Here is a 20,797-nt window from a genome sequence, read left to right on the forward strand (position 1 = left end):
TTAGTCCTCGTTCTTGCCGTGGCAGAGCTTGTACTTCTTGCCCGAGCCGCACGGGCACGGCGAGTTCTTGGCCGTGCCGGGGAAGGTCGAGCCGTCAGCCTCGGGCTTGGCGGCCGCGCCTGACCCGCCGGGAGCAGTAGCAGCGCCGTCGCCGCGACGCACGGTCGCCGAGCCGTCCTCGGAGGGACCCGAGTAGGTGAGGGCACCCATCGTCGACTGCATCAGCGCACCGGGAGTGGTCGACGACGCCGTGAACTGCGAGCGCTGCTGCGCGGCGCCCTGCGTGCCGCGCGACTGGCCGGCGGCGGTCTGGGCTGCCGACGCCGCGGTGACGGGTGCCTCCTCCGCCTGCTTCTCGCGCTTCTCGACGCGGTACAGCACCTTGAGCGACTGCTCCTTGATGCCGTCGCTCATCGCCTCGAACAGCTGGTAGCCCTCGCGCTGGTACTCGGTCAGCGGGTCGCGCTGACCCATCGCGCGCAGGCCGATGCCCTCCTTGAGGTAGTCCATCTCGTACAGGTGCTCGCGCCACTTGGCGTCCAGCACCTGGAGCACCACCTGGCGCTCGACGGTCCGCAGCAGGTCGGCGCCAATGCGCTCCTCAACGGCCTCGTACTGGACGTGCGCGTCGGCCTTCAACTCGCGCTCCAGGAACGCGGAGTTCATGCGCTCGACGCCGCCGGCCTCGTCGACGATCTCGTCGATCGTGACGGACACGGGGTAGATGGTGTGGAGGTCCTTCCACAGGGCCTCGAGGTCCCAGTCCTCGGCGGAGCCGACGACAGTGGTGCCCTTCACGTAGGCCGTGACGACGTCGTCGATGAAGGTGCTGACCTCCTCCGAAAAGTCCTCGCCCGACAGCACCTCGCGGCGGCGGCCATAAAGGACCGTGCGCTGCGAGCTCATCACGTCGTCGTACTTGAGGATGTTGCGACGGATCTCGGCGTTGCGGCCCTCGATCTGCGCCTGGGCCGAGCGCACGCCGCGCGTCAGCACCTTGGACTCGATCGGCATGTCGTCGGGGATGGCCGACGAGTTCATCATCGTCGCCGCCATGCCCGACTGGAACATGCGCATGAGGTCGTCCTCGAGCGAGAGGTAGAACCTCGACTCGCCCGGGTCACCCTGACGACCGGAACGACCGCGCAGCTGGTTGTCGATGCGGCGGGACTCGTGACGCTCGGTGCCCAGGACGTACAGGCCTCCGGCGGCGAGGACCTCGTCGTGCTCGCTCGCGACGTCCGCCTGAGCCTGGGCCAGGACGTCGTCCCACACCCGCTCGTACTCCTCGGCGTTCTCGTTCGGGTCGAGGCCGCGCTCGGCCATCTCCTGCACGGCGCGGAACTCGGGGTTTCCGCCCAGCATGATGTCGGTGCCTCGACCTGCCATGTTGGTGGCGACGGTGACGGCGCCCTTGCGGCCGGCGTCGGCGACGACGTTCGCCTCACGCTCGTGCTGCTTGGCGTTGAGGACCGAGTGGCGAATGCCGCGCTTACGCAGCTCCTTCGACAGCTTCTCCGACTTCTCGACGGACACGGTGCCCACGAGGACGGGCTGGCCGGCCTGGTGACGCTCGGTGATGTCGTCGATGACCGCGTCGAACTTCGCGGCCTCGGTCTTGTACAGCAGGTCCGCCTGGTCCACTCGCTGCATGGGCTTGTTGGTGGGGATCTGCACCACACCGAGGCCGTAGGTCGAGTGCAGCTCTGCCGCCTCGGTCTGGGCGGTACCGGTCATGCCAGACAGCTTGTCGTACTGACGGAAGTAGTTCTGGAGCGTGATCGAGGCGTAGGTCTGGTTCTCCGCCTTGATCGGCACGCCCTCCTTCGCCTCGATCGCCTGGTGAAGGCCCTCGGAGTAGCGGCGGCCCTTGAGGAGGCGGCCGGTGTGCTCGTCGACGATGTCGACCTCGCCCTGCTGGACCACGTAGTCGCGGTCGCGGCGGAACAGCTCCTTGGCCTTCACGGCATTGTTGAGGAAGCCGATAAGGGGGGTGTTCTGGGGCTCGTAGAGGTTCTCGATGCCGAGGGCACGCTCCACCTTCTCGATGCCGGGCTCGAGCATGCCGACGGCACGCTTCTTCTCCTCGACCTCGTAGTCCTCGTCGAGGACCAGCTCGCGGGCGATGCGGGCGAACTCGGTGTACCAGCGGCCGTTGTCACCGGAGGCGGGGCCGGAGATGATGAGCGGCGTGCGCGCCTCGTCGATGAGGATCGAGTCCACCTCGTCGACGATCGCGAAGTGGTAGCCGCGGTGGACCAGGCCCTTGACGTCGAGCGCCATGTTGTCGCGCAGGTGGTCGAAGCCGAACTCGTTGTTGGTGCCGTAGGTGACGTCGGCGGCGTACTGCTCGCGGCGCTGCTCCGAGGACATTCCCGAGAGGATGCAGCCCGTCTCCATCCCCAGGAAACGGAACACGCGACCCATGAGGTCGGACTGGTAGGAGGCGAGGTAGTCGTTGACCGTGACGACGTGGACGCCCTTGCCGGTGATGGCGTTGAGGTATGCCGGCAGCGTCGCGACGAGGGTCTTTCCCTCACCGGTCTTCATCTCGGCGACGTCGCCGCCGTGCAGCGCTGCGCCGCCCATGATCTGGACGTCGAAGTGACGCAGGCCCAGGGTGCGGCGCGAGGCCTCGCGGACCGCGGCGAAGGCCTCGGGAAGCATCGAGTCGAGGCTCTCGCCGTCGGCGTAGCGCTCCTTGAACTCGTCGGTCAGGGCGCGGATCTCGGCATCCGAGAGCTCCTCGTAGACGCTCTCCATGGCGTTCGTCAGGGTGACCATCTTCTGCAGTCGGCGCAGCGTGCGGCCCTCGCCCATGCGGATGACGCGATCAAGTACGGACACAGTCACTACTCCTGACGACTCGGGGATCCTGAACCATCGTAGGGCGTCGCCAGGTCGCTCCCCGCCCTGTCTCGCTGTGGGCGCAACAGCACCACGGCCCCGGCAAGCGCCGCGCCTCCGACCGCTCCCCAGGGGCCGATGCGTTCGCCAAGGACGAGCGCGCCGAGCACGGCTGCGACGAGCGGCTCCAGCAGGGAGACGATGGTCGCGACGAAGGCGGGCACTGTCGCCAACCCGGCGAGGTAGGCCACGTACGCGCACGCCGTCGACACCACGCCGAGGGCGAGGGCGTACCCCCAGCCCTCCGTCCCGCTCGGCACGCCCCAGCCGCCGAGGCCGGCGACGGGAAGCAGCATCACCCCGCCCGCGGTGAACGACAGCGCCGTGAGGCGCACCGCGGTGAGCCCGGCCACGGGCCTGCGGTTCACAAACGTGAGCGACGCAAAGGCCGCGCCGGCCGCGAGCGCGACGGCGACGCCGGTGAGGGCGTCCTGCCCCGCATCGATCGACGTGCCCAGCAGTGCGGCGAGCCCGGCGAGCGCGAGCGCCAGGGCGGCCACGGTGCGGGGAGCGGGGCGCACCCGGCCCACGGCGGCATCGGCCACCGCCACCCACAGCGGCGCGGAGCCGATGGTGACGAGCGTCGCGAGGGAGACCCCCGCGAGCGCGACCGCGCCGAAGTAGGCCACCTCGAACAGCGCGGTGAGCGCGCCGGTGATGAGGATCCGCCGGCGCATCGCCGGCGTGAGGGAGCCGAGACCGAGCGTGCGCGACACCGCGAGCACAGCGATGAGGGCGAGGCCGGCGATGAGCATGCGCCACATCGCGATCGAGGGGGCGGGCACGTCCGAATGCTCGGCCAGCAGCGCCCCGAGGACGCCGCCCGTGCCCCACAACACCGCCGCGAGAACGACGAGGCCGAAATGGGAGGAGCGCACGCCGGCACAGTACCGGCGTGCGCTCCTTCAGGGAATGGGTTAGGCCGTCTCGAGCGCCTCCTCGTGCGCGGGCGCGGCCTCAAGGTGGAGCACGCCGTACGTCCAGCCGCGGCGGCGGTACACGGCCGACGGCAGGTCGGCGTCGGCGTCGTGGAACAGGAAGAAGTCGTGTCCCACGAGCTCCATCTGGTCGATCGCCTCGGCGACCGTCATGGGCGCGGCGGCGTGGGTCTTGGAACGGATGACGATAGGGGTGCCGTCGATGGCGACCTCGCGGGTCGCGTCCTGAGGCGCGCCCTCCCACGACTGCACGGACTCCACGGGGTCGGCGGTGCCCTCACCGGCGGTCACGGCGGGGTCGTCCTTGGCCTGGAGGTCGTGGACCACCTCGTGCAGCGACGGCTTGCCGACGTGCCGCTTGGCGCGGCGCTCGTGGAGGCGGCGCAGTTGCTCGGTGATGCGCATCGACGCCTTATCGAGGGCGACGAGGCGGTCGTCGGCCGATGCCTCGGCACGCATCACTCCCCCCTTGCCGTGGAGGGTGATCTCGACGCGCTCTCGGTCGCCGGAGAGCTTGGGGTTGCGTTCGTGGACGACGGTGACCTCGGCCCGGGTCGCGCGGGTGGCGAGAGATTCGATCTTGTCCATCTTTTCGAAGATCTTCTCGCGCACGTCCTCGGAGACCTTGGTGTGACGTCCGACAATCGCGATGTCCATGGGAGCAGCTCCTTCGCAGTTCTGAATGCGGCCAGGCGGCCTGGGGCTTGGGTGACAGCGGCGCCTCTCGCGCCTGCGGCATCACCTCCCCTGTGTCGAAGGTGCCGGCCCACGAGGCCGGTGGAATCTCACCCTAGCCCCGATGAGGCACTCGCGCGACCAGCATCGGCGACGGCGAGCACGATCGCCCCGACGACAGGTGTCCCCGCCCCCTCGAGCGCCCGCACGCTCGCCGCGAGGGTCGCCCCGGTGGTCATCACGTCGTCGGTGAGCACGGCGGCGACGCCGGCCCGCAGGGGCTCCGCGGTGATCGCGCCGGCCATCCCCGCCCAGCGCCGGCGGGCGGACCCGCCGCGCTGCTCGCCGTGCCCGAGTCGCAGCACTCCCCTCGCGCGCGTGACCTCCAGCCCGGCCTCCGCGAGCCCCGCGGTGGCCGACCTGGCGAGCAGCGCGGACAGGTCCCTTCCCCTGCGTCGCGCGGCCCCGGGGCGCGAGGGCACGGCCACCACGGCGAGGGACGCCGGCACGTCGGCGAGGGCGACCTCGACGCCCCGAGCGGCGCGACGCATCGCGTCTGCGAGCAGGGCGTCGAGGTCGCGTCGTCCCGCGTCCTTCCAGGCCGTGAGGAAGCCGTGCGCGGGCCCACCGAGCGTCGCGGGCGCCCACACCGGCATCGGCTCTCGCCCCTCGATGTCGAGGCGCGGCGCGAGCGACTCACACCTGAGCGGCTCCTCCCACCACACGCACGCGCACTCCTCGCACCAGCGCACGTCCGTGGTCCCGCATCCGGGACACTCCACGGGGATCGCGACCCGTGCGAGGTCGGTCGCGGCGCGCACAAAAACCGCGAGGGGATCCATGCCGCGAGCGTGGCCGGGCCCGGCGGGCCGCGTCGACCTCGACGGGCCGATGCCGGTCCGCCTCCCGACCGACGAGGGCCTGGGGACGACGGTCAGCCCGCGTAGGCGACGTCCTCCGTGTCCTTGAGCACGGTGGCCCACGAGGTTCCGGCACGCTCCTCCACGGTGCCGTCCTCGCCGACCACGACGAGGGAGGATTCCCCCGACCTGGCGGTCACCGCGCTCGCGTCGCGCAAGGTCACCAGGGCGGTCGTGAAGCCGCCCACGGACGCGAGCCACAGGGGCGACGCGGTGCCGTCGAGGGGTTCGCCCAGCACCGCGACCGACAGGTTGTCCACCCATGCGATGTCGACGCCCGCCCCCACGCCGGCCCCCACGCCGAGGGGTTCGCCGATGCCCGTGGGGTTGCCGTCAGCGTCGCGCACGATGGCGGCGATCTCGAGGGAGGCCTGCCCGCCGGCCTTGGACAGGACGGCGATCCTGCTCCCGTCCCGCGATACCGCGAGGGCCACGACGGTGCGGCCAGTGAGCCACCCGTCTCCGAGGCTGAGCGGCTCGTCGCCCGTCGCGGCCACCAGCAGGGGCCCGCCCGCCCGCTCCACGGTCCACAACGCGCCATACCTGTCGTAACTGGGCGCGACCAGCCCCGATCCGCCGATGACGGTGGTCGCCTCCGCGAGCGCGGCGTCCTCGCTCGCCTCCTCGATCGGGGTCATCGATGCGAAGCCGGCGCTCAGCACGGTGGTGGACTGCACTCCCACGCCGTCGATCACGTATGCCGCCTCGCCGCCGTCATACGACAGCGCCAGGCCACGCGCCGCCTGCGGGACGGCGCCCGCTCCATCGGGAACGGCGAGAGTATTGCCGTCCCACAATCCCAAACGATCGCCTGCGAGGACCGCGGCGGTCGAGTCCGGCACGGGGGGCTGGCTCAGCGTGATGTCCGCACCGTCGGCGATGGGCAGGCCGCCGATGCGCACGTCGACGTCGGTCACGTCCGGCAGCGATCCCAGGGTCATGGTGAGCTGTTCCTCGGCGAGCGCCCGCTCCTGCGGTGTCCCGGCCGACTGCGCCGTGAGGTCGACCGTGGCGACGCCACCCTCGACCACCACGGACTCGACCGCGAGCGCCGCCGTTGCGGGGAAGCCGGTCACGACCGCATCGGCCAACCATGGGGAGGGGCCCTCAATCAGTTCGCGCGCCGCCGAGGTCGCGGGGTTGACGCGAGGAAGCCACCGCAGCTCGGGCGTCGCGGTCGTGAGGTCTGGCGTCGCATAGACGAGCTGGACGGCACGGAAGAAACTAGTGAAGTTGGCCTCGGAGATGACCACGCCGTCGGACAGCGAGGCGATGCGCCACTGGCCGTCCTCGTCCTGCTCCATGCCGAACTCGACGCGCTCAACGGTCTCGTCGGCGGCATCGGTGAGGCGCCCCGACTCGTCAACCGACGCGGCGAGCGGCACCTCGTAGGTCACGGTGGTGTCCGCCTCATCCCACTCGGGAGCGACGGCGCCGGAGTCATACACGAGGGTGCGGGCGGACGGGTCCCAGGTCGCCGCCGCCTCGGGGGTAAGGAACTCGCGGGCGACGGTGAAGTCGGAGGCGACACCGCCGGCGGCGGCGGTGAGGAAGCCCGTGACGATCGCCGCCGGCCCGTCCGTGGCACCGGGGCCCTGCACGATCGGCTCGAATGGCTCGACCGGGTCCACGTCGGCGTCGCCGGACTCGACCGGGCCCTCGGTGGGGATGGACGAGCACGCGGTCAGCGCGAGCGCGGCGGCGCCGGCGAGCGCGGCAAGGCGGGACGCACGCATCAGGGGGTCTCCTCGGAGTCGACGGCGGGCCGGTAGGCAGCATCGGCCGCGTCGGCGTCGCCCGTGAGGACGGGCGAGAACACGACCATGTCCCCCACATTCTCAAACCCACCCTGGCGCAGCACGAGCGGCAGCGGGGCGTTCTGCCCGAGCCCCTCGGCGGTGCGCGGCAGCAGCAGGCGGAAGCTCGCGCCCTGGCCGGGCGCTCCCCACACCTCGAGGGTCCCGTCGTGAAGGACGGCGTCCTCGCGAGCGATGGAGAGCCCGAGGCCGGTGCCGCCCATCGTGCGGGCGCGCGCCGCATCGGCCCGCCAGAAGCGATCGAAGACGCGGTCGACCTGCTGGGTGGTGAGCCCCACACCGTAGTCGCGCACCAGAACGGCCACGCCGCGCCGGTTGGAGGCCACGGCCACCTCGACGCCCGCCTGCGAGGCGTGCTCGACGGCGTTGGACAGGAGGTTGCGGACGATGCGGCCCACGCGGGGCCTGTCGATCGACGCCGTGTGGGGGCCGGGGCCCATGCGCATCGTGATGCCGATGCCGAGTCCGCCGGCGACGGGGATCATCGCCTCGACCTCGTCGCGGACCACGTCGGCCACGTCCATCGACTCGAACTCCAGCTGGGCGGCGCCCGCGTCGATCCTGGAGATCTCGAGGAGGTCGGCGAGGAGCGCCTCGAAGCGGTCGAGCTGAGTGCTGAGGAGCTCGGCCGAACGTGCTGCCGCAGGGTCGAACTCGTCGCGTGCGTCGTGCAGCACGTCCGAGGCCATGCGGATGGTGGTCAGAGGCGTGCGCAGCTCGTGCGACACGTCGGACACGAAGCGGCGCTGCAGGCGGGAGAGGTGCTCCATGCGAGTGATCTGTCGCTGCAGCGACTCGGCCATGTCGTTGAAGGTCTGGGCGAGAGTCGCCATCTCGTCGTGGCCGCGCACCGTCATCCGCTCGGACAGCCGCCCCTCGGCAAGGCGCGACGCGACGCGCGCCGCCTGACGCACGGGTCGCACCGCCTGGTTGGTCACGAACCACGTCATCACCACGACGAGGCCCACGAGCACGACGGCGCCGATCGCGAGCACCTGCTGAATGAGCGCGAGCGTGTCCTGTTCGTCCGCGAGCGAGTACACGAAGTACAGCTCGTAGGGTCCTGCCACCCCCAGGTCGAGAGGCGAGCCGACCACGACCCCCGGCACTCCCGTCTCGGGAAGCGACACGAACTGCCACGGCAGCGCCTCCCCCTCGGCGACGGCGAGGCGCATCTCGGTGGACACGGCCGGGCCGATGCCGGTGGGCAGCTCGCCCACCGTCAGCGGGATCTGGGAGGTGTTCTCCGGCGAGCGCAGCACCACGATGCCGCGCTGCTCGCCGCCGAGCGAGCGCAGCTCGATGAACAGGTCGTAGACGAACTGCTGCATGTCGGCGGGGTTGGCCGCGGTGGTCGACGCGGCGCGTTCCTGCGCCGTCGCCGCGTCGCGGGCCGACTCGGCGAGCACGCGGTCCACGCGGTCGTCCACGAGCCCGTCACGGATCTGCGTCGTCGCGTAGGCCCCCAGCAGCATCACTGTGCCGATGCCGATGACGAGGGTCGTCGAGACGATGCGCACCGACATCGAGCGCGACCACCGCCTGGTCGCCGTGCGCACCGGAGCGATGAGCGCGGCGCCCACGGCGCGCGCCGACACCCTCACGGCGTGTGACTGCCGGCCTTGTACCCGACGCCGCGCACGGTCTGGATGATCTCCGGGCTCTCCGGGTCGCGCTCGATCTTCGCGCGCAGGCGCTGGATGTGGACGTTCACGAGCCGCGTATCGGCGGCGTGACGGTACCCCCACACGTCCTCGAGCAGCACCTCGCGCGTGAACACCTGGCCGGGGGCGCGGGCGAGAGTGGTGAGGACGTCAAACTCGAGCGGGGTCAGCGGGATGAGGTCCCCGGCGCGCGTGACACGGTGACCCGTGACGTCGATCTCGAGGTCGCCGATGCGCAGCACCGGAGCGACGGCGGCGTCGTTGCGGCGCAGGCGGGCGCGCACGCGGGCGATGAGCTCGCGGGGCTTGAAGGGCTTGGGGATGTAGTCGTCGGCGCCCGATTCGAGCCCCAGCACCACGTCCACGGTGTCCGACTTGGCGGTCAGCATGATGATGGGGACGCCCGACTCCCCACGGATCTCGCGGCAGATGTCGATGCCGGAGCGGCCGGGAAGCATGAGGTCCAGCAGGATCACGTCCGGCTGCTCCGCGCGGAAGATGTCCACCGCGCGGTCGCCGTGGTCACAGAAGATGGGGTCGAAGCCGTCGCCGCGCAGGACGATGCCGATCATCTCCGCGACAGCCGGATCGTCGTCGACCACCAGGATGCGTGCCGTCATAGCAGCCATCTTGCCATGCGACACGGCGCCTTCCCCAGGAGCCCTCGCCGCGTGGGAGTCGCATGGCAGGATAGGCCCGGTCAGGGAGGATGCACGTGCCGAACAGCGAACCGCAGGACCCCACCGCGCCCCCGCAGTGGCCCGGCGCCTCACCCGAGGCCGCCCCGCCAGCATGGGTAACGCCAGCATCGGGCACACCTGCTCAGGAGGGCGCCTCACCTGCGGCCGCGCCGCCCTCGGCAGCGGCGGCGCCGTCCGGCCACGCTGTTCCCGCGCAGGGCGCCCCCACGTATCGCTCGTGGCAGCCGGGGATCCTCCCGCTGAAGCCGTTGTCTTTCGGGGATTTCCTCGCCGTCCCCTTCCGCGCGATCCGGTTCAACCGCGCCGTCATGCTGGGTGCCCCGCTGCTCTTCACCCTGGTCTCGGCGGTGCTCACCGTCGTCACGATGTGGGTCGCGTTCAACGACGCGGGCCTGTTCGGATGGTCGGCGACACCCACGGTGTCCACCCTCGGCGGCGAGTCAATCGCCCTCATCGTCATCGCGGTCGCGAGCCTGCTGCTCGCCGACCTGTTCTCGAGCTCGATCATCGCCCCCGGCGTGGCGCGCGCCGTGCTGGGCGAGCGCATCGGCATCGCGGTCGCGTGGCGCCAGGTGCGGCGCCGCCTGGGCTCGCTCGTCCTCCTCTACCTGCTCACCTTCGCCGTCGTGTGCGTGGTGGGGGCCGTGGCGCTGTCGCCGCTGCTTCTCCTCATCGGGGCCGATGGCGGCGTGGTGGCGCTCGCGGTGCTGCTCACCATCGTCGCGTGCCTGGCAAGCGTTCCCGTCTTCGTCGCGATCGTCGCCCTGCAGGGCATCGCCCGCGCGCTCATCGTGCTCGAGGACGTGGGGATCGGCGCCGGCCTGCGGCGTGCGTTCGGGCTCGTCAAGGGCCGCCTGTGGTGGACGATCCTCATCGTCTTCGTCGCGGGCGTCCTCATCAACATCGTGGCCGCCGTGGTGCAGCAGGTGGGACAGATTGGCGCCCTCGCCGCGAGCTTCCTCGCACCCCAGGCGGAGGTGGTCGTCGGCATCGCCTACTTCCTCGCGATCGGCCTGTCGTACGCGGTCTCGGCGCTCGTGACCTACTCGTACCTCGGTTCCGTCTACGCGCTGCTCTACATCGACCTGCGTATGCGCCACGAGGGCTTCGACATCGACCTCGCCAGGGCCGCAGAGGCGCGGGCCGCGGGACGGGCCTGACGCGTGCGGCTCACCATCCCCGTCGATCCCGGCGCCGATGAGGCCCGCAAGTGGGCCGAGGAGGAACTGGCGAAGTCCGAGTATCAGTCCGAGCCGGTCACCTGGCTCGACAGCTTCGGCCGGTGGCTTGCCGACATCTTCAGCGGATTCGGCGACTTCGGATCGGGGCTGAGCCTGCCGGGCATCCTGGTCCTGATCGTCGTCGTGATCGCACTGGTGGGACTCGTGGTGTGGCTCGTCGTGGGGCCGATGCGCCGCTCCAGGGTCGCGCGCTCCTCCGCGCCCGTCCTCGAGGACGATGCGCGCAGCGCCGAGGAGATGGAGGCGGCAGCACGCGCCGCCGCCGGCCGCAGCGACTGGGACCTGGCCGTCACGGAGATCTACCGCGCCCTGGTGCGCAGGCTCGACGGTCGCGGCGTCGTGGACGTGTCCGACGGGATGACGGCCGACGAGGCGGCACGCGCGATCGGCGCCGCCGTCCCCGTGGTCGGGGGCGCGATCGCGGCGGTGGCACACGACTTCGACGTGGCACGGTACGGCGCGGGCGGGCTCGCCTCGCCTGCCTGGGAACGAGCCGTCGTCGTCTACGATCGCGCCGCGACCGCGCGGCGCACGGCGGTCGCCAGCGACCGGGCGGAGGCCACCGCATGAGCGTGACGTACGCCCGAGCCGAGGAGCGGCCCTCGGTCGCCCAGCAGGCACGCAGGCGGCCGGTCGCGATCGTGGCAGCGATCCTCTTCGTCGGCCTCGTGGCGATCCTGGTGTGGTCGGCACGGCCGGAGGACTCCACCGCCCTGTCCCCCGACAACCCCGGCACGGACGGGGCACGCGCCGCGGCGCAGATCCTCCGCGACCAGGGCGTGGAGGTGCGCTACTCGACGACGCTGGGCTCGATCCGCGTCGACGACCCCGCGAGCACCACGCTCGTAGTGGCCGCGCCCGACTCCCTGCGGGACCACCAGATCGACGCCCTGCTTGCCTACCCGGGCGACCTGGTCTTCCTCGGCACCGATGACCGGGTGCTCACCGCCGCCCAGACCGGCATGGCAACCGCCGGAGTGTGGGGCTCGACCACCACCGTGCCGGCCGCCTGCGAGGACCCCGACGCCCTGGCGGCGGGGCAGATCGAGGTGGGCCCCGAGGCGGTCGCCGGGTCACCCTCGGCCGGCACCACCGTATGCTTCCTCACCGGCGACGGGACGGCGGGCTACCTCGACGTGGAGCGCGACGCGGGGCGGATGACCATGCTCGCCTCGGCCCAGATCGTGACGAACGACAGGCTGGACGTCGCCGGCAACGCATCGCTCACGCTGCACACCCTCGGCCGGCACCAGACCGTGGAGTGGTACGTCGCCTCCCTCGCCGACGCGTCCGTCCCGACCTGGGAGGGTGGCCAGCCCGTCGAGGTTCCCGACGACGTCACCCTCGCGCCCGACTACCTTCCCCCCGGCACCCTGCAGGCCGCCTTCGCGCTCGCGCTCGCGGTGCTCGTGGCCGCTCTGTGGCGAGCGCGCCGCTTCGGCCCGCTCGTACGCGAGCCGCTGCCCGTGGTGGTTCGCGCCTCCGAGGCGACGCGAGGCAGGGCCCGCCTGTACCGCCGTGCGGGGGCCGCGGGACGCGCGGGAGCGGCGTTGCGCGCGCACGCCGCGACACGCATCGGCGCCCGTCTTGGAGTGCCGAGGAGCGCCAGTCCCGACGCGCTCGTTGACGCCGTAGCGCGTGCCACGGGCCGCCGACGCGACGACGTCGCACGCGTGCTGTACGGCCCACCGCCCGCCGGCGACGCCGCCCTGATGTCCCTGATCGCTCAGCTCGACGCCCTGGAAAGCGAGGTTCACCGACCGTGACCGACACCCCCCAGCAGCCCACCCCCTCCGCGGACGACGCGGTCGCCGGCGACGCCGTCGCCACCGAGCCAGTTCCCGCGCCGGCGCCCTCGGCCGCCGCGCCCGCCCCCGCCGAGCAGGCGACCCCAGCGGCGCCGGCCGCCGCGTCGGGGCCGGGCGCGACGTCGGAGGCGCGCGCGGCGCTCGGTAGGATCCGCACCGAGGTGGGCAAGGCCGTCGTGGGCCAGGACCAGGTCGTCACCGGTCTCGTCATCGCGCTGCTGTGCCGGGGGCACGTGCTCCTCGAGGGGGTGCCGGGTACCGCCAAGACGCTGCTCGTGCGCGCCCTGTCTCGCACGCTCGGCGTGGAGTCGTCGCGTGTGCAGTTCACCCCCGACCTCATGCCGGGCGACGTGACCGGCTCGCTGGTCTACGACGCCCGCACCGCCGCTTTCTCGTTCCGCGAGGGCCCCGTGTTCACCAACCTCCTGCTCGCTGACGAGATCAACCGCACTCCCCCCAAGACCCAGGCCTCGCTGCTGGAGGCGATGGAGGAGCGCCAGGTCACCGTCGACGGCGAGTCGCGCCCCCTGCCCGACCCGTTCCTGGTGATCGCCACCCAAAACCCCGTGGAGTACGAGGGCACCTACCCCCTGCCCGAGGCCCAGCTTGACCGCTTCCTGCTCAAGCTCACGGTCCCGCTTCCCGCCCGCGAGGCCGAGGTCGAGGTGGTGCGCAGGCACGCGGCCGGCTTCGACCCGCGCGACCTCGACGCGGCCGGCGTCCAGACCGTCGCGTCCATCGCCGACCTCGAGGCGGCGCGCGCCGAGGCCGCCACGGTGACGCTCAGCGACGAGGTTGCCGGCTACATCGTCGACGTCTGCCGGGCGACCCGCGAGGCCGCCTCGGTGGGGCTTGGTGTCTCGCCGCGAGGCGCCGCCGCCCTCATGAAGACGGCGCGGGCGTGGGCGTGGATGCGCGGTTCGACGTTCGTGACGCCCGACGACGTGAAGACGCTCGTCGAGTGGACGCTGTCCCACCGCATCCAGCTGCGCGCCGAGGCCGAGCTCGAGGCCGTGACCACCCGCGCCGTCCTCGCGTCGGTGCTCGCGTCCGTCCCCGTGCCCCGCTAAGCGCATGTACATCACCGGCTGGACGGCGCTGCTCGCGGCGCTCGGGGCCGTGCCGGCCTTCTGGTCGTCCGGCCGCACCTTCGCGTGGCTGTGGATCATCGGAGTGCTGATTCTCGCCGCCGTCGACGCGTGGCTCGCGCCGCGCGCGACGGCGGTCGGGATCCGGCGTACCCCGGTGGGGGCCGTCCGCCTCACCGAGTCCACGAGCGCGACCGTCGAGGTGGCCAACCTGGGCACGAGGCGCATGCGGCTGACCGTGCGCGACGCGTGGCAGCCCTCGGCGGGCGCGAGCCAGTCGCGCCACCGCATACGCCTCGCCGCCGGCGAGTCGGCGCGCCTCACCACGGAGCTCACGCCGACCAGGCGCGGTGACCGCCGCGCGGACAAGGTCACCGTGCGCCTGCAGGGACCGCTGCGGCTCGCCGGACGTCAGCGCTCGATCGACGCTGTCGGCCACCTGCGCGTGCTCCCCGAGTTCGCCTCGCGCCGCCACCTTCCCTCCCGCCTCGCACGCCTGCGCGAGATCGACGGCCAGACCGCGGTGCAGCTGAAGGGCGCGGGAAGCGAGTTCGACTCGCTGCGCGAGTACGTCATCGGCGACGACGTGCGCACCATCGACTGGCGCGCCTCCGCTCGCCGGGCCGACGTGCAGGTGCGCACCTATCGCCCCGAGCGCGACCGTCGCGTGCTGACGGTGGTCGACACATCGCGCACCTCAGCGGCGCGCGTGGGCGACGCGCCGCGGCTCGACGCGTCCATCGAGGCGACGCTGCTGCTGTCCGCCCTCGCCTCCCGTGCGGGCGACCGCGTGCAGGTGACGGCCTTCGACCGGGTCGAGCGCGCTCGCGCCGCGGGCGCCACGGGCCCCGCGATGATGCCCGCTCTCGCCGACGCGCTCGCCACCGTCGAGCCTGCCCTCGTCGAGCCCGACTGGCCCGCGCTCGCGCGCCTCATCCAGGGGCGGCTCAGCCAGCGCGCGCTCGTCGTCATCCTGACCGCCATCGATGTCGCCGCCGTCGACTCGGGTTTGCTCGACACGGTGCGTGCGTTGTCGCGCTCGCACGTGGTCATGGTCGCTGCCGTCGAGGACCCCGACGAGGCGGCGATGCTCGCCGGCCGCGAGGACGTGCACGAGGTGTACGGCGCGGCCGCCGCGGCGCGCGCCTCCCTCGAGCGCTCGGGGATCGCGATGCGGCTGCGCCAGATGGGCGCGGAAGTGGTCCAGGCCTCACCCGATGGCTTGGCGCCCGCCGTGGCGGATCGCTACCTCGCGCTCAAGGCCACCGGGCGGCTGTAGGCCCCCAGGCGCCGTCGGTCACGCGCTGACGGCGACGGTGTCGACGCGGAAGTCACCCTCGACGTCACCGCTCACCTGGGCACGTGCCGCAACCCTGCCGAAGCCGAAGACGTACACCCAGAAAGCGGCGCAGGCGGCGACCCCGATGAGGTCCTTGATCGCCCACGGGATGGCGGAGCCGGTGATGAAGCCCTCGATGAGGCCCGAGACGAGCAGGACTCCCGCCAGGCCGAGCGCGACACCGAACGCCGTCCTGCCCTCCTGGGCGAGCGCCTCGCCGCGCGTGCGGGGGCCGGGAACGAGCATCGTCCAGCACAGCCTCAGCCCCGCCGCCGCGGCGACGAACACGGCGGACAGCTCGAGCAGCCCGTGCGGGGCGAGCAGCTGGAAGTACACGTCCAGCAGCCCCGCCTCGGACATGATGGCGCCGGCGACACCCAGCTGCAGGACGGTGTTGTACAGCAGGAACAGCGGGTAGATCCCGGTGATCCCGAGCGCGATGCATTGCGCGGCGATGAACCAGTTGTTGGACCACACCGACGCGGCGAACGAGCCCGAGTCGTACTCGACGTAGTAGTTGGCGAACTCCTGGTGGGCGAAGGCCGCTCGCGTCTCGGGGTCGCCCACGAGGGCGAGCGACTCGGGATGCGTGACGGTCCACCACGCGGACAGCGCCGCAAGCGCGACGACGGCGAGGGACACCGTGACCGCCCACCAGCGGACGCGGTACAGCGCCGCAGCAAGGCCGTAGACGAGGAAGCGCCGCACGGGATGCGTCGAGGTCTCGTGGGCGCCAGTGAGCCACACGCGCGCGCCGGCGACGAGGATCGACAGGCGAGTGACGAGTGCTGGCTCGGGGGCCGCCGACCTCACGGCCGACAGGTCTCCCGCGGTGGCCTGATAGAGCCGCGTCATCTCGTCGGCCTCAGCGCCGGTCAGCCGGCGCCGGCGGGTGAGCTCGCGCAGGCGCGCCCAGCGGGGCTCACGTGCGCGAGTGAGGGCGTCGACATCCACGCCGCTACGATGCCACACAACACCGACAACGCGCGGAGGAACCATGCAGGACGACGAGATCCTCATCGGCGAGGGCGTGGCGCTGTCCACCGGCGCGGCGCCCGTCACCCTACGGATGCTGTCGGGGCTCATCGACCTCATCGTCTACGGGGCGACGGCGCTATTCTCCTTCCTCGCGATCGCGAACACCCTGGGACCGCTGCTGAACGGCGCGGCCTGGCGTGCCGTCGCCATCCTCACGGTCGTCGCGACGCTTGTGCTGCTGCCCGCCACCGTCGAGACGCTCACCCGCGGGCTGTCGATGGGCCGGCTCGCCGTGGGGCTGAGGGTGGTGCGCGACGACGGCGGGCCCATCTCCTTCCGCCACTCGTTCATCCGCGCCTTCGTGGGGCTCGCGGAGATCTACATGACGTGGGGAATGATCGCCGTGACGTCCTCGATGGTCTCGGCGCGCGGCAAGCGCCTGGGAGACATCCTCGCGGGCACGTACGCGATGCGCGTGCGAGGCGGGGCCAAGGCGCTGCCGCCGCTCACCATGCCCCCGCACCTGGCGCAGTGGGCTGCGCAGGCCGACATGCGCCGCCTGCCCGACGGCCTCGCGCTCACCAGCAGGATGTTCCTCGCGCGGGCCGCGGCGCTGCGCCCCGACTCTCGCGCCCGCCTGGGCACGGAGCTCGCGAACCGCGTCCTCGAGCACGTGTCTCCCCCGCCCCCGGATGGCACCCACCCCGAGTACGCGATCGCGGCCGTCCTCGCCGAGCGCGCCGGGCGCGAGTACCGCCTCGAGCTGCGCCGCCAGGAGCGCGCGGCAGCGGACGAGGCCCGCGTGGGGGCCCTCCCCTACGGCATCACCGACGCCGAGAACTGAAACGCCGCATCGGCCCTCCCGTGAGGGCGGCCGATGCGGCGGTCACCGCACGCTGACGCGTCAGTAGCGGTAGTGGTCGGGCTTGAACGGGCCGTGCTGCGGCACGCCGAGGTAGTCGGCCTGGTCGGCGCTCAGCTCCGTCAGGCGCACGCCGAGGGCGTCGAGGTGGTCGCGCGCGACCTTCTCGTCGAGGACCTTCGGTAGGCGGTGGACGCCGAGGGGATACGCCTCGAGGTTGACCCACAGCTCGAGCTGCGCGAGCACCTGGTTGGCGAACGACGTCGACATCACAAAGCTGGGGTGACCGGTCGCGTTGCCGAGGTTCAGCAGGCGGCCGGCGGACAGGATGATGACCGAGTGCCCGTCCGCAAAGGTCCACTCGTCGACCTGCGGCTTGATGGGCTGGTGCTTGGCGCCCGAGCGGGCAAGGCCGGCCATGTCGATCTCGTTGTCGAAGTGGCCGACGTTGCCGACGATGGCCTTGTCCTTCATCGCGGCCATGTGCTCGACGCGAATGATGTCCTTGTTGCCGGTGGTGGTGATGAAGAAGTCGGCGCGGTCGACGACGTCCTCGATACGGGCCACCTCGTAGCCGTCCATCGCCGCCTGCAGCGCGCAGATGGGGTCCACCTCGGCGACGACCACGCGCGCTCCCTGGCCGCGCAGCGCCTCTGCCGCTCCCTTGCCCACGTCGCCATAGCCGGCGACGAAGACCAGCTTGCCGCCGATGAGGACGTCGGTGGCGCGCATGAGGCCATCGGGAAGCGAGTGGCGGATGCCGTAGCGGTTGTCGAACTTGGACTTGGTGACCGAGTCGTTGACGTTGATCGCGGGGAACAGCAGCTCGCCGCGCGCGTGCATCTGGTCGAGGCGGTGCACGCCGGTCGTGGTCTCCTCCGAGGTGCCGCGCAGCACCTTCGCCATACGCGTGAAGCGGGTGGGGTCGGCGGCGAGCGAGCGGCGCAGCACCTTGCGCATCGACTCGATCTCCTCGTTGTAGGCCGGGTCCTCCTCCTCGAGCGGCTCGGGGACGGCCCCGGCGGCCTCGAAGCGGACGCCCTCGTGCACCAGCAGGGTGGCGTCGCCACCGTCGTCAAGGATCATCGTGGGGCCATCGACGCCGTCCCAGGTGAGGATACGGTCGGTGTACTCCCAGTACTCGTCGAGGGTCTCGCCCTTAACGGCGAACACTGGCGGGCCGGCGGGCGCGGAGAAGGTGCCCGGCCCCACCACGACGGCCGCGGCGGCGTCGTCCTGGGTCGAGTAGATGTTGCACGAGGCCCACCTGACCTCGGCGCCGAGCGCCGTGAGGGTCTCGATGAGCACAGCGGTCTGGGTGGTCATGTGCAGCGAGCCGGCGATGCGGGCGCCGGCGAGGGGGCGCGAGTCGCCGTACTGCTCGCGCAGGCTGGTGAGGCCCGGCATCTCCTGCTCGGCAAGGCGGATCTGGTGGCGACCGGCCTCGGCGAGGGCCAGGTCGGCGACGACGTGCTCGTGGGTCACTGCTACTCCTTGTCGGGCGCGGGCTCGGCGAGCACGTGCCGCAGGTCGGGTTCGATGAAGATCAGGCGGGCGACGGGGACCGCCTCGCGGATGCGCCGCTCGGCGTCGTCGGTGTCACGCGCGAGCACCTCGATGGTGGTGCCTGGCCGCACCCCGACCTTCGCGGCGATCATGAGGTCGTCGGGGCCCAGGTGCATGGTGCGCAGGTGGATGATATCCGTCATCGGCGAGGCGGCGAAGGCGCCGCGGATGAGGGCGAGGTCCTCTGCCGTCGCGGACTCGCCCATGAGCAGGGACTTCGTCTCGCGGGCGAGGATGATGGCGTTCGTCACGAGCAGCACGCCGATCAGGGCGGTGCCGACGGCGTCCCAGATGCCGTCTCCCGTGATGAGCGTCATGGATACGCCGAAGAACGCGAACACGAGGCCCACGAGAGCGGCCGAGTCCTCGAGCAAGATGACCGGGATCTCGGGCGAGCGCGAGCGGCGGATGTAGGCGAACCAGCCGAGGTTGCCGCGATGCTGATTCGCCTCGTGCACCGCGGTGCGCAGCGACAGTCCCTCCATCACCATGGCGATCAGCAGGACCACGAGGGGTACCCACGCCCAGGACTCGATGGGCTCAGGTTCCTGCCACTTCTCCCACGCCTCGTACAGAGAGAACAGGCCTCCCAGGGAGAACAGCATGATGGCGACGAGGAACGCGTAGTAGTACCGGTTCCTCGCGTACCCGAAGGGGTGGGTGTCGTCGGCGGCCTGGCGCGCCTTGCGCTTGCCGACAAGGAGGAGGATCTGGTTGCCGGAGTCCACCACCGAGTGGATGGCCTCGGCCAGCATGGACGAGGCTCCGGTGAGCGCCCACGCGCCGAACTTCGTGACGCCGATGCCGAGGTTGGCGCTCAGCGCAGCGACGATCGCCTTGGTGCCCTCCCCCTCGGACATCTAGGCCTCCCTGATGAGGGCGAGGGCGCGGTCGCGGATGTCCTCCATGACCGCGTGGTCGGCCGCCTCGACGTTGAGGCGCAGCAGCGGCTCGGTGTTGGAGGCGCGGACGTTGAGCCACCAGCGCGGCTCGGCGTTCCAGTGCGACAGCGTCATGCCGTCGAGGCCGTCCTCCTCGGCGCCCTCGGCGGAGAAGGCAGCGCGCACCCGCTCGCGGGCCGCGTCGGCATCGGCCACCGTCGAGTTGATCTCCCCCGACGCGACGTACGGGTCGCGCGGCGCGATCATCTCGCTGAGGGGGCCGTCCTGCTCGCCGAGCGCCGCCATCACGTGCATGGCGGCCAACATGCCGGTGTCCGCGTAGAAGAAGTCGCGGAAGTAGAAGTGCGCCGAGTGCTCCCCGCCGAAGACCGCGTTGAGGTCGGCCATCATCGCCTTGATGTTGGAGTGGCCTACCTTGGAGCGCACGGGAGTGGCGCCGGACGCGGCGAGCTGCTCGGGCACGGCGCGCGAGGAGATGAGGTTGTGGATCACGGTGGGCTGGGCGCCGGTCGCGGCCTCCCTGGCGGCCTCGCGCAGCCCCACGAGGGCAGTGATGGCCGATGCTGGCACCACCTTGCCGCGCTCGTCCACGACGAAGCAGCGGTCGGCGTCGCCGTCGAAGGCGAGGCCGAGGTCGGCGCCGTGCTCGAGGACGGCGGCCTGCAGGTCCACAAGGTTGGCGGGGTCGAGGGGGTTCGCCTCGTGGTTCGGGAAGGTGCCGTCGAGCTCGAAGTACAGCGGGACGATGTCGAGGGGCAGCTCGGCGAGGCCGGCGGCGGTGCCGAGCACCGCAGGCACGGTGTGGCCGGCCATCGCGTTCGCGGCGTCCACCACCACCTTGAGCGGGCGGATTCCGCGGAGGTCCACGAGCGAGCGCAGGAACGCCCCGTACTCGGCGAGCATGTCCTGCCCGCCCGCGTCACCCCGCCGCTGCGCGACCGGGATGCCGTCCGCGAGGTAGCGCCCCGTGAGGTCACGCACCGCGCCAAGCCCGGTGGTCTCGCCCACGGCGCGGGCGAGGGGGCGGCACATCTTCATGCCGTTGTACGCGGCGGGGTTGTGCGACGCGGTGACCATGATGCCGGGCAGCTCAAGGACGCCGGAGGCGTGATAGAGGCCGTCGGTCGAGCACAGGCCGATCTCGGTGACGTCGACACCGCGGTCGCGCAGGCCGCCGCCGACGGCGGCGACAAGGGCGGGACCCGAGTCGCGCATGTCGTGGCCGATGACCACGCGGGAGCCTCCCTCGGGAAGCACCACAGCATCGGCGAAGGCGGCGCCGATGGCGCGCGCGACCTCCTCGGTGAGGTCCTCCCCCACGATGCCGCGGACGTCGTAGGACTTGATCAGGCCGGAGAGGTCAAGAACGTCTGTCACGCCCCACAGGCTAG

General features: G+C 71.8%; 17 protein-coding genes. 6 read left to right on the plus strand and 11 right to left on the minus strand.

The window, feature by feature from the left end:
- The 7 genes from secA to mtrA all read right to left on the minus strand — a co-directional run bounded on the left by secA (position 1) and on the right by mtrA (position 9,541).
- On the minus strand, positions 1-2,820 hold the full coding sequence (secA, locus tag B7K26_RS02650) for a preprotein translocase subunit SecA (protein WP_234998697.1): 2,820 nt from the start codon (positions 2,818-2,820) through the stop codon (positions 1-3).
- Between the two features lie 32 nt (positions 2,821-2,852).
- On the minus strand, positions 2,853-3,785 hold the full coding sequence (locus B7K26_RS02655; RefSeq protein ID WP_084077119.1) for a DMT family transporter: 933 nt from the start codon (positions 3,783-3,785) through the stop codon (positions 2,853-2,855).
- A 39-nt stretch (positions 3,786-3,824) separates the two neighbouring features.
- Positions 3,825-4,502, minus strand: a complete 678-nt coding sequence (gene hpf, locus B7K26_RS02660; protein ID WP_084077120.1) for a ribosome hibernation-promoting factor, HPF/YfiA family — start codon at positions 4,500-4,502, stop codon at positions 3,825-3,827.
- Between the two features lie 128 nt (positions 4,503-4,630).
- Positions 4,631-5,362, minus strand: a complete 732-nt coding sequence (locus tag B7K26_RS02665; protein ID WP_143340424.1) for a ComF family protein — start codon at positions 5,360-5,362, stop codon at positions 4,631-4,633.
- A 92-nt stretch (positions 5,363-5,454) separates the two neighbouring features.
- Positions 5,455-7,176: an LpqB family beta-propeller domain-containing protein gene (locus B7K26_RS02670; RefSeq protein WP_084077122.1), complete on the minus strand. Its 1,722-nt coding sequence runs from the start codon at positions 7,174-7,176 to the stop codon at positions 5,455-5,457.
- Complete coding sequence (gene mtrB / locus B7K26_RS02675) at positions 7,176-8,861, minus strand: MtrAB system histidine kinase MtrB (protein ID WP_143340425.1); 1,686 nt, start codon at positions 8,859-8,861, stop codon at positions 7,176-7,178. Before mtrB ends, B7K26_RS02670 begins: the two co-directional genes overlap by 1 nt.
- Positions 8,858-9,541 (minus strand): MtrAB system response regulator MtrA, encoded by a 684-nt coding sequence (gene mtrA, locus B7K26_RS02680; RefSeq protein ID WP_084077124.1) that lies wholly within the window; start codon positions 9,539-9,541, stop codon positions 8,858-8,860. Before mtrA ends, mtrB begins: the two co-directional genes overlap by 4 nt.
- A 95-nt stretch (positions 9,542-9,636) precedes the next feature.
- Here mtrA and B7K26_RS02685 point away from each other — a divergent pair, with 95 nt between their 5' ends.
- Genes B7K26_RS02685 through B7K26_RS02705 form a run of 5 tightly spaced genes read left to right on the plus strand, consistent with a single transcriptional unit; the run spans position 9,637 to position 15,038 of the window.
- Positions 9,637-10,782 (plus strand): hypothetical protein, encoded by a 1,146-nt coding sequence (locus B7K26_RS02685; RefSeq protein WP_143340426.1) that lies wholly within the window; start codon positions 9,637-9,639, stop codon positions 10,780-10,782.
- Between the two features lie 3 nt (positions 10,783-10,785).
- Positions 10,786-11,433 carry a DUF4129 domain-containing protein gene (locus B7K26_RS02690; RefSeq protein ID WP_084077126.1) on the plus strand — a complete coding sequence of 216 codons (648 nt, stop codon included), beginning with the start codon at positions 10,786-10,788 and terminating at the stop codon, positions 11,431-11,433.
- Positions 11,430-12,629, plus strand: a complete 1,200-nt coding sequence (locus B7K26_RS02695) for a DUF4350 domain-containing protein (RefSeq protein ID WP_084077127.1) — start codon at positions 11,430-11,432, stop codon at positions 12,627-12,629. Before B7K26_RS02690 ends, B7K26_RS02695 begins: the two co-directional genes overlap by 4 nt.
- Positions 12,626-13,741, plus strand: a complete 1,116-nt coding sequence (locus B7K26_RS02700) for a MoxR family ATPase (protein WP_084077128.1) — start codon at positions 12,626-12,628, stop codon at positions 13,739-13,741. Before B7K26_RS02695 ends, B7K26_RS02700 begins: the two co-directional genes overlap by 4 nt.
- A gap of 4 nt (positions 13,742-13,745) precedes the next feature.
- Positions 13,746-15,038: a DUF58 domain-containing protein gene (locus tag B7K26_RS02705; RefSeq protein WP_084077129.1), complete on the plus strand. Its 1,293-nt coding sequence runs from the start codon at positions 13,746-13,748 to the stop codon at positions 15,036-15,038.
- 18 nt (positions 15,039-15,056) lie between these two features.
- Here B7K26_RS02705 and B7K26_RS02710 read toward each other — a convergent pair whose 3' ends face one another.
- Positions 15,057-16,052, minus strand: coding sequence for a stage II sporulation protein M (locus tag B7K26_RS02710; protein WP_084077130.1), 996 nt, complete (start codon positions 16,050-16,052; stop codon positions 15,057-15,059).
- Between the two features lie 43 nt (positions 16,053-16,095).
- On the opposite strand from B7K26_RS02710, the gene B7K26_RS02715 reads away from it, so the two are divergent.
- The gene (locus tag B7K26_RS02715) at positions 16,096-16,920 is read left to right on the plus strand and encodes an RDD family protein (RefSeq protein ID WP_084077131.1); all 825 of its coding nucleotides are present in this window, start codon (positions 16,096-16,098) and stop codon (positions 16,918-16,920) included.
- Positions 16,921-16,980: 60 nt separating this feature from the next.
- Here the strand turns inward: B7K26_RS02715 and ahcY are convergent, their stop codons facing one another.
- Genes ahcY through B7K26_RS02730 form a run of 3 tightly spaced genes read right to left on the minus strand, consistent with a single transcriptional unit; the run spans position 16,981 to position 20,783 of the window.
- Positions 16,981-18,423, minus strand: a complete 1,443-nt coding sequence (ahcY, locus tag B7K26_RS02720; protein WP_084077132.1) for an adenosylhomocysteinase — start codon at positions 18,421-18,423, stop codon at positions 16,981-16,983.
- Positions 18,424-18,425: 2 nt separating this feature from the next.
- Complete coding sequence (locus B7K26_RS02725; protein WP_084077133.1) at positions 18,426-19,364, minus strand: cation diffusion facilitator family transporter; 939 nt, start codon at positions 19,362-19,364, stop codon at positions 18,426-18,428.
- Complete coding sequence (locus tag B7K26_RS02730) at positions 19,365-20,783, minus strand: phosphomannomutase/phosphoglucomutase (protein WP_143340427.1); 1,419 nt, start codon at positions 20,781-20,783, stop codon at positions 19,365-19,367.
- Positions 20,784-20,797: the final 14 nt, after the last annotated feature.

It is taken from the genome of Demequina sp. NBRC 110057, from assembly GCF_002090175.1.
GTDB lineage: Bacteria > Actinomycetota > Actinomycetes > Actinomycetales > Demequinaceae > Demequina.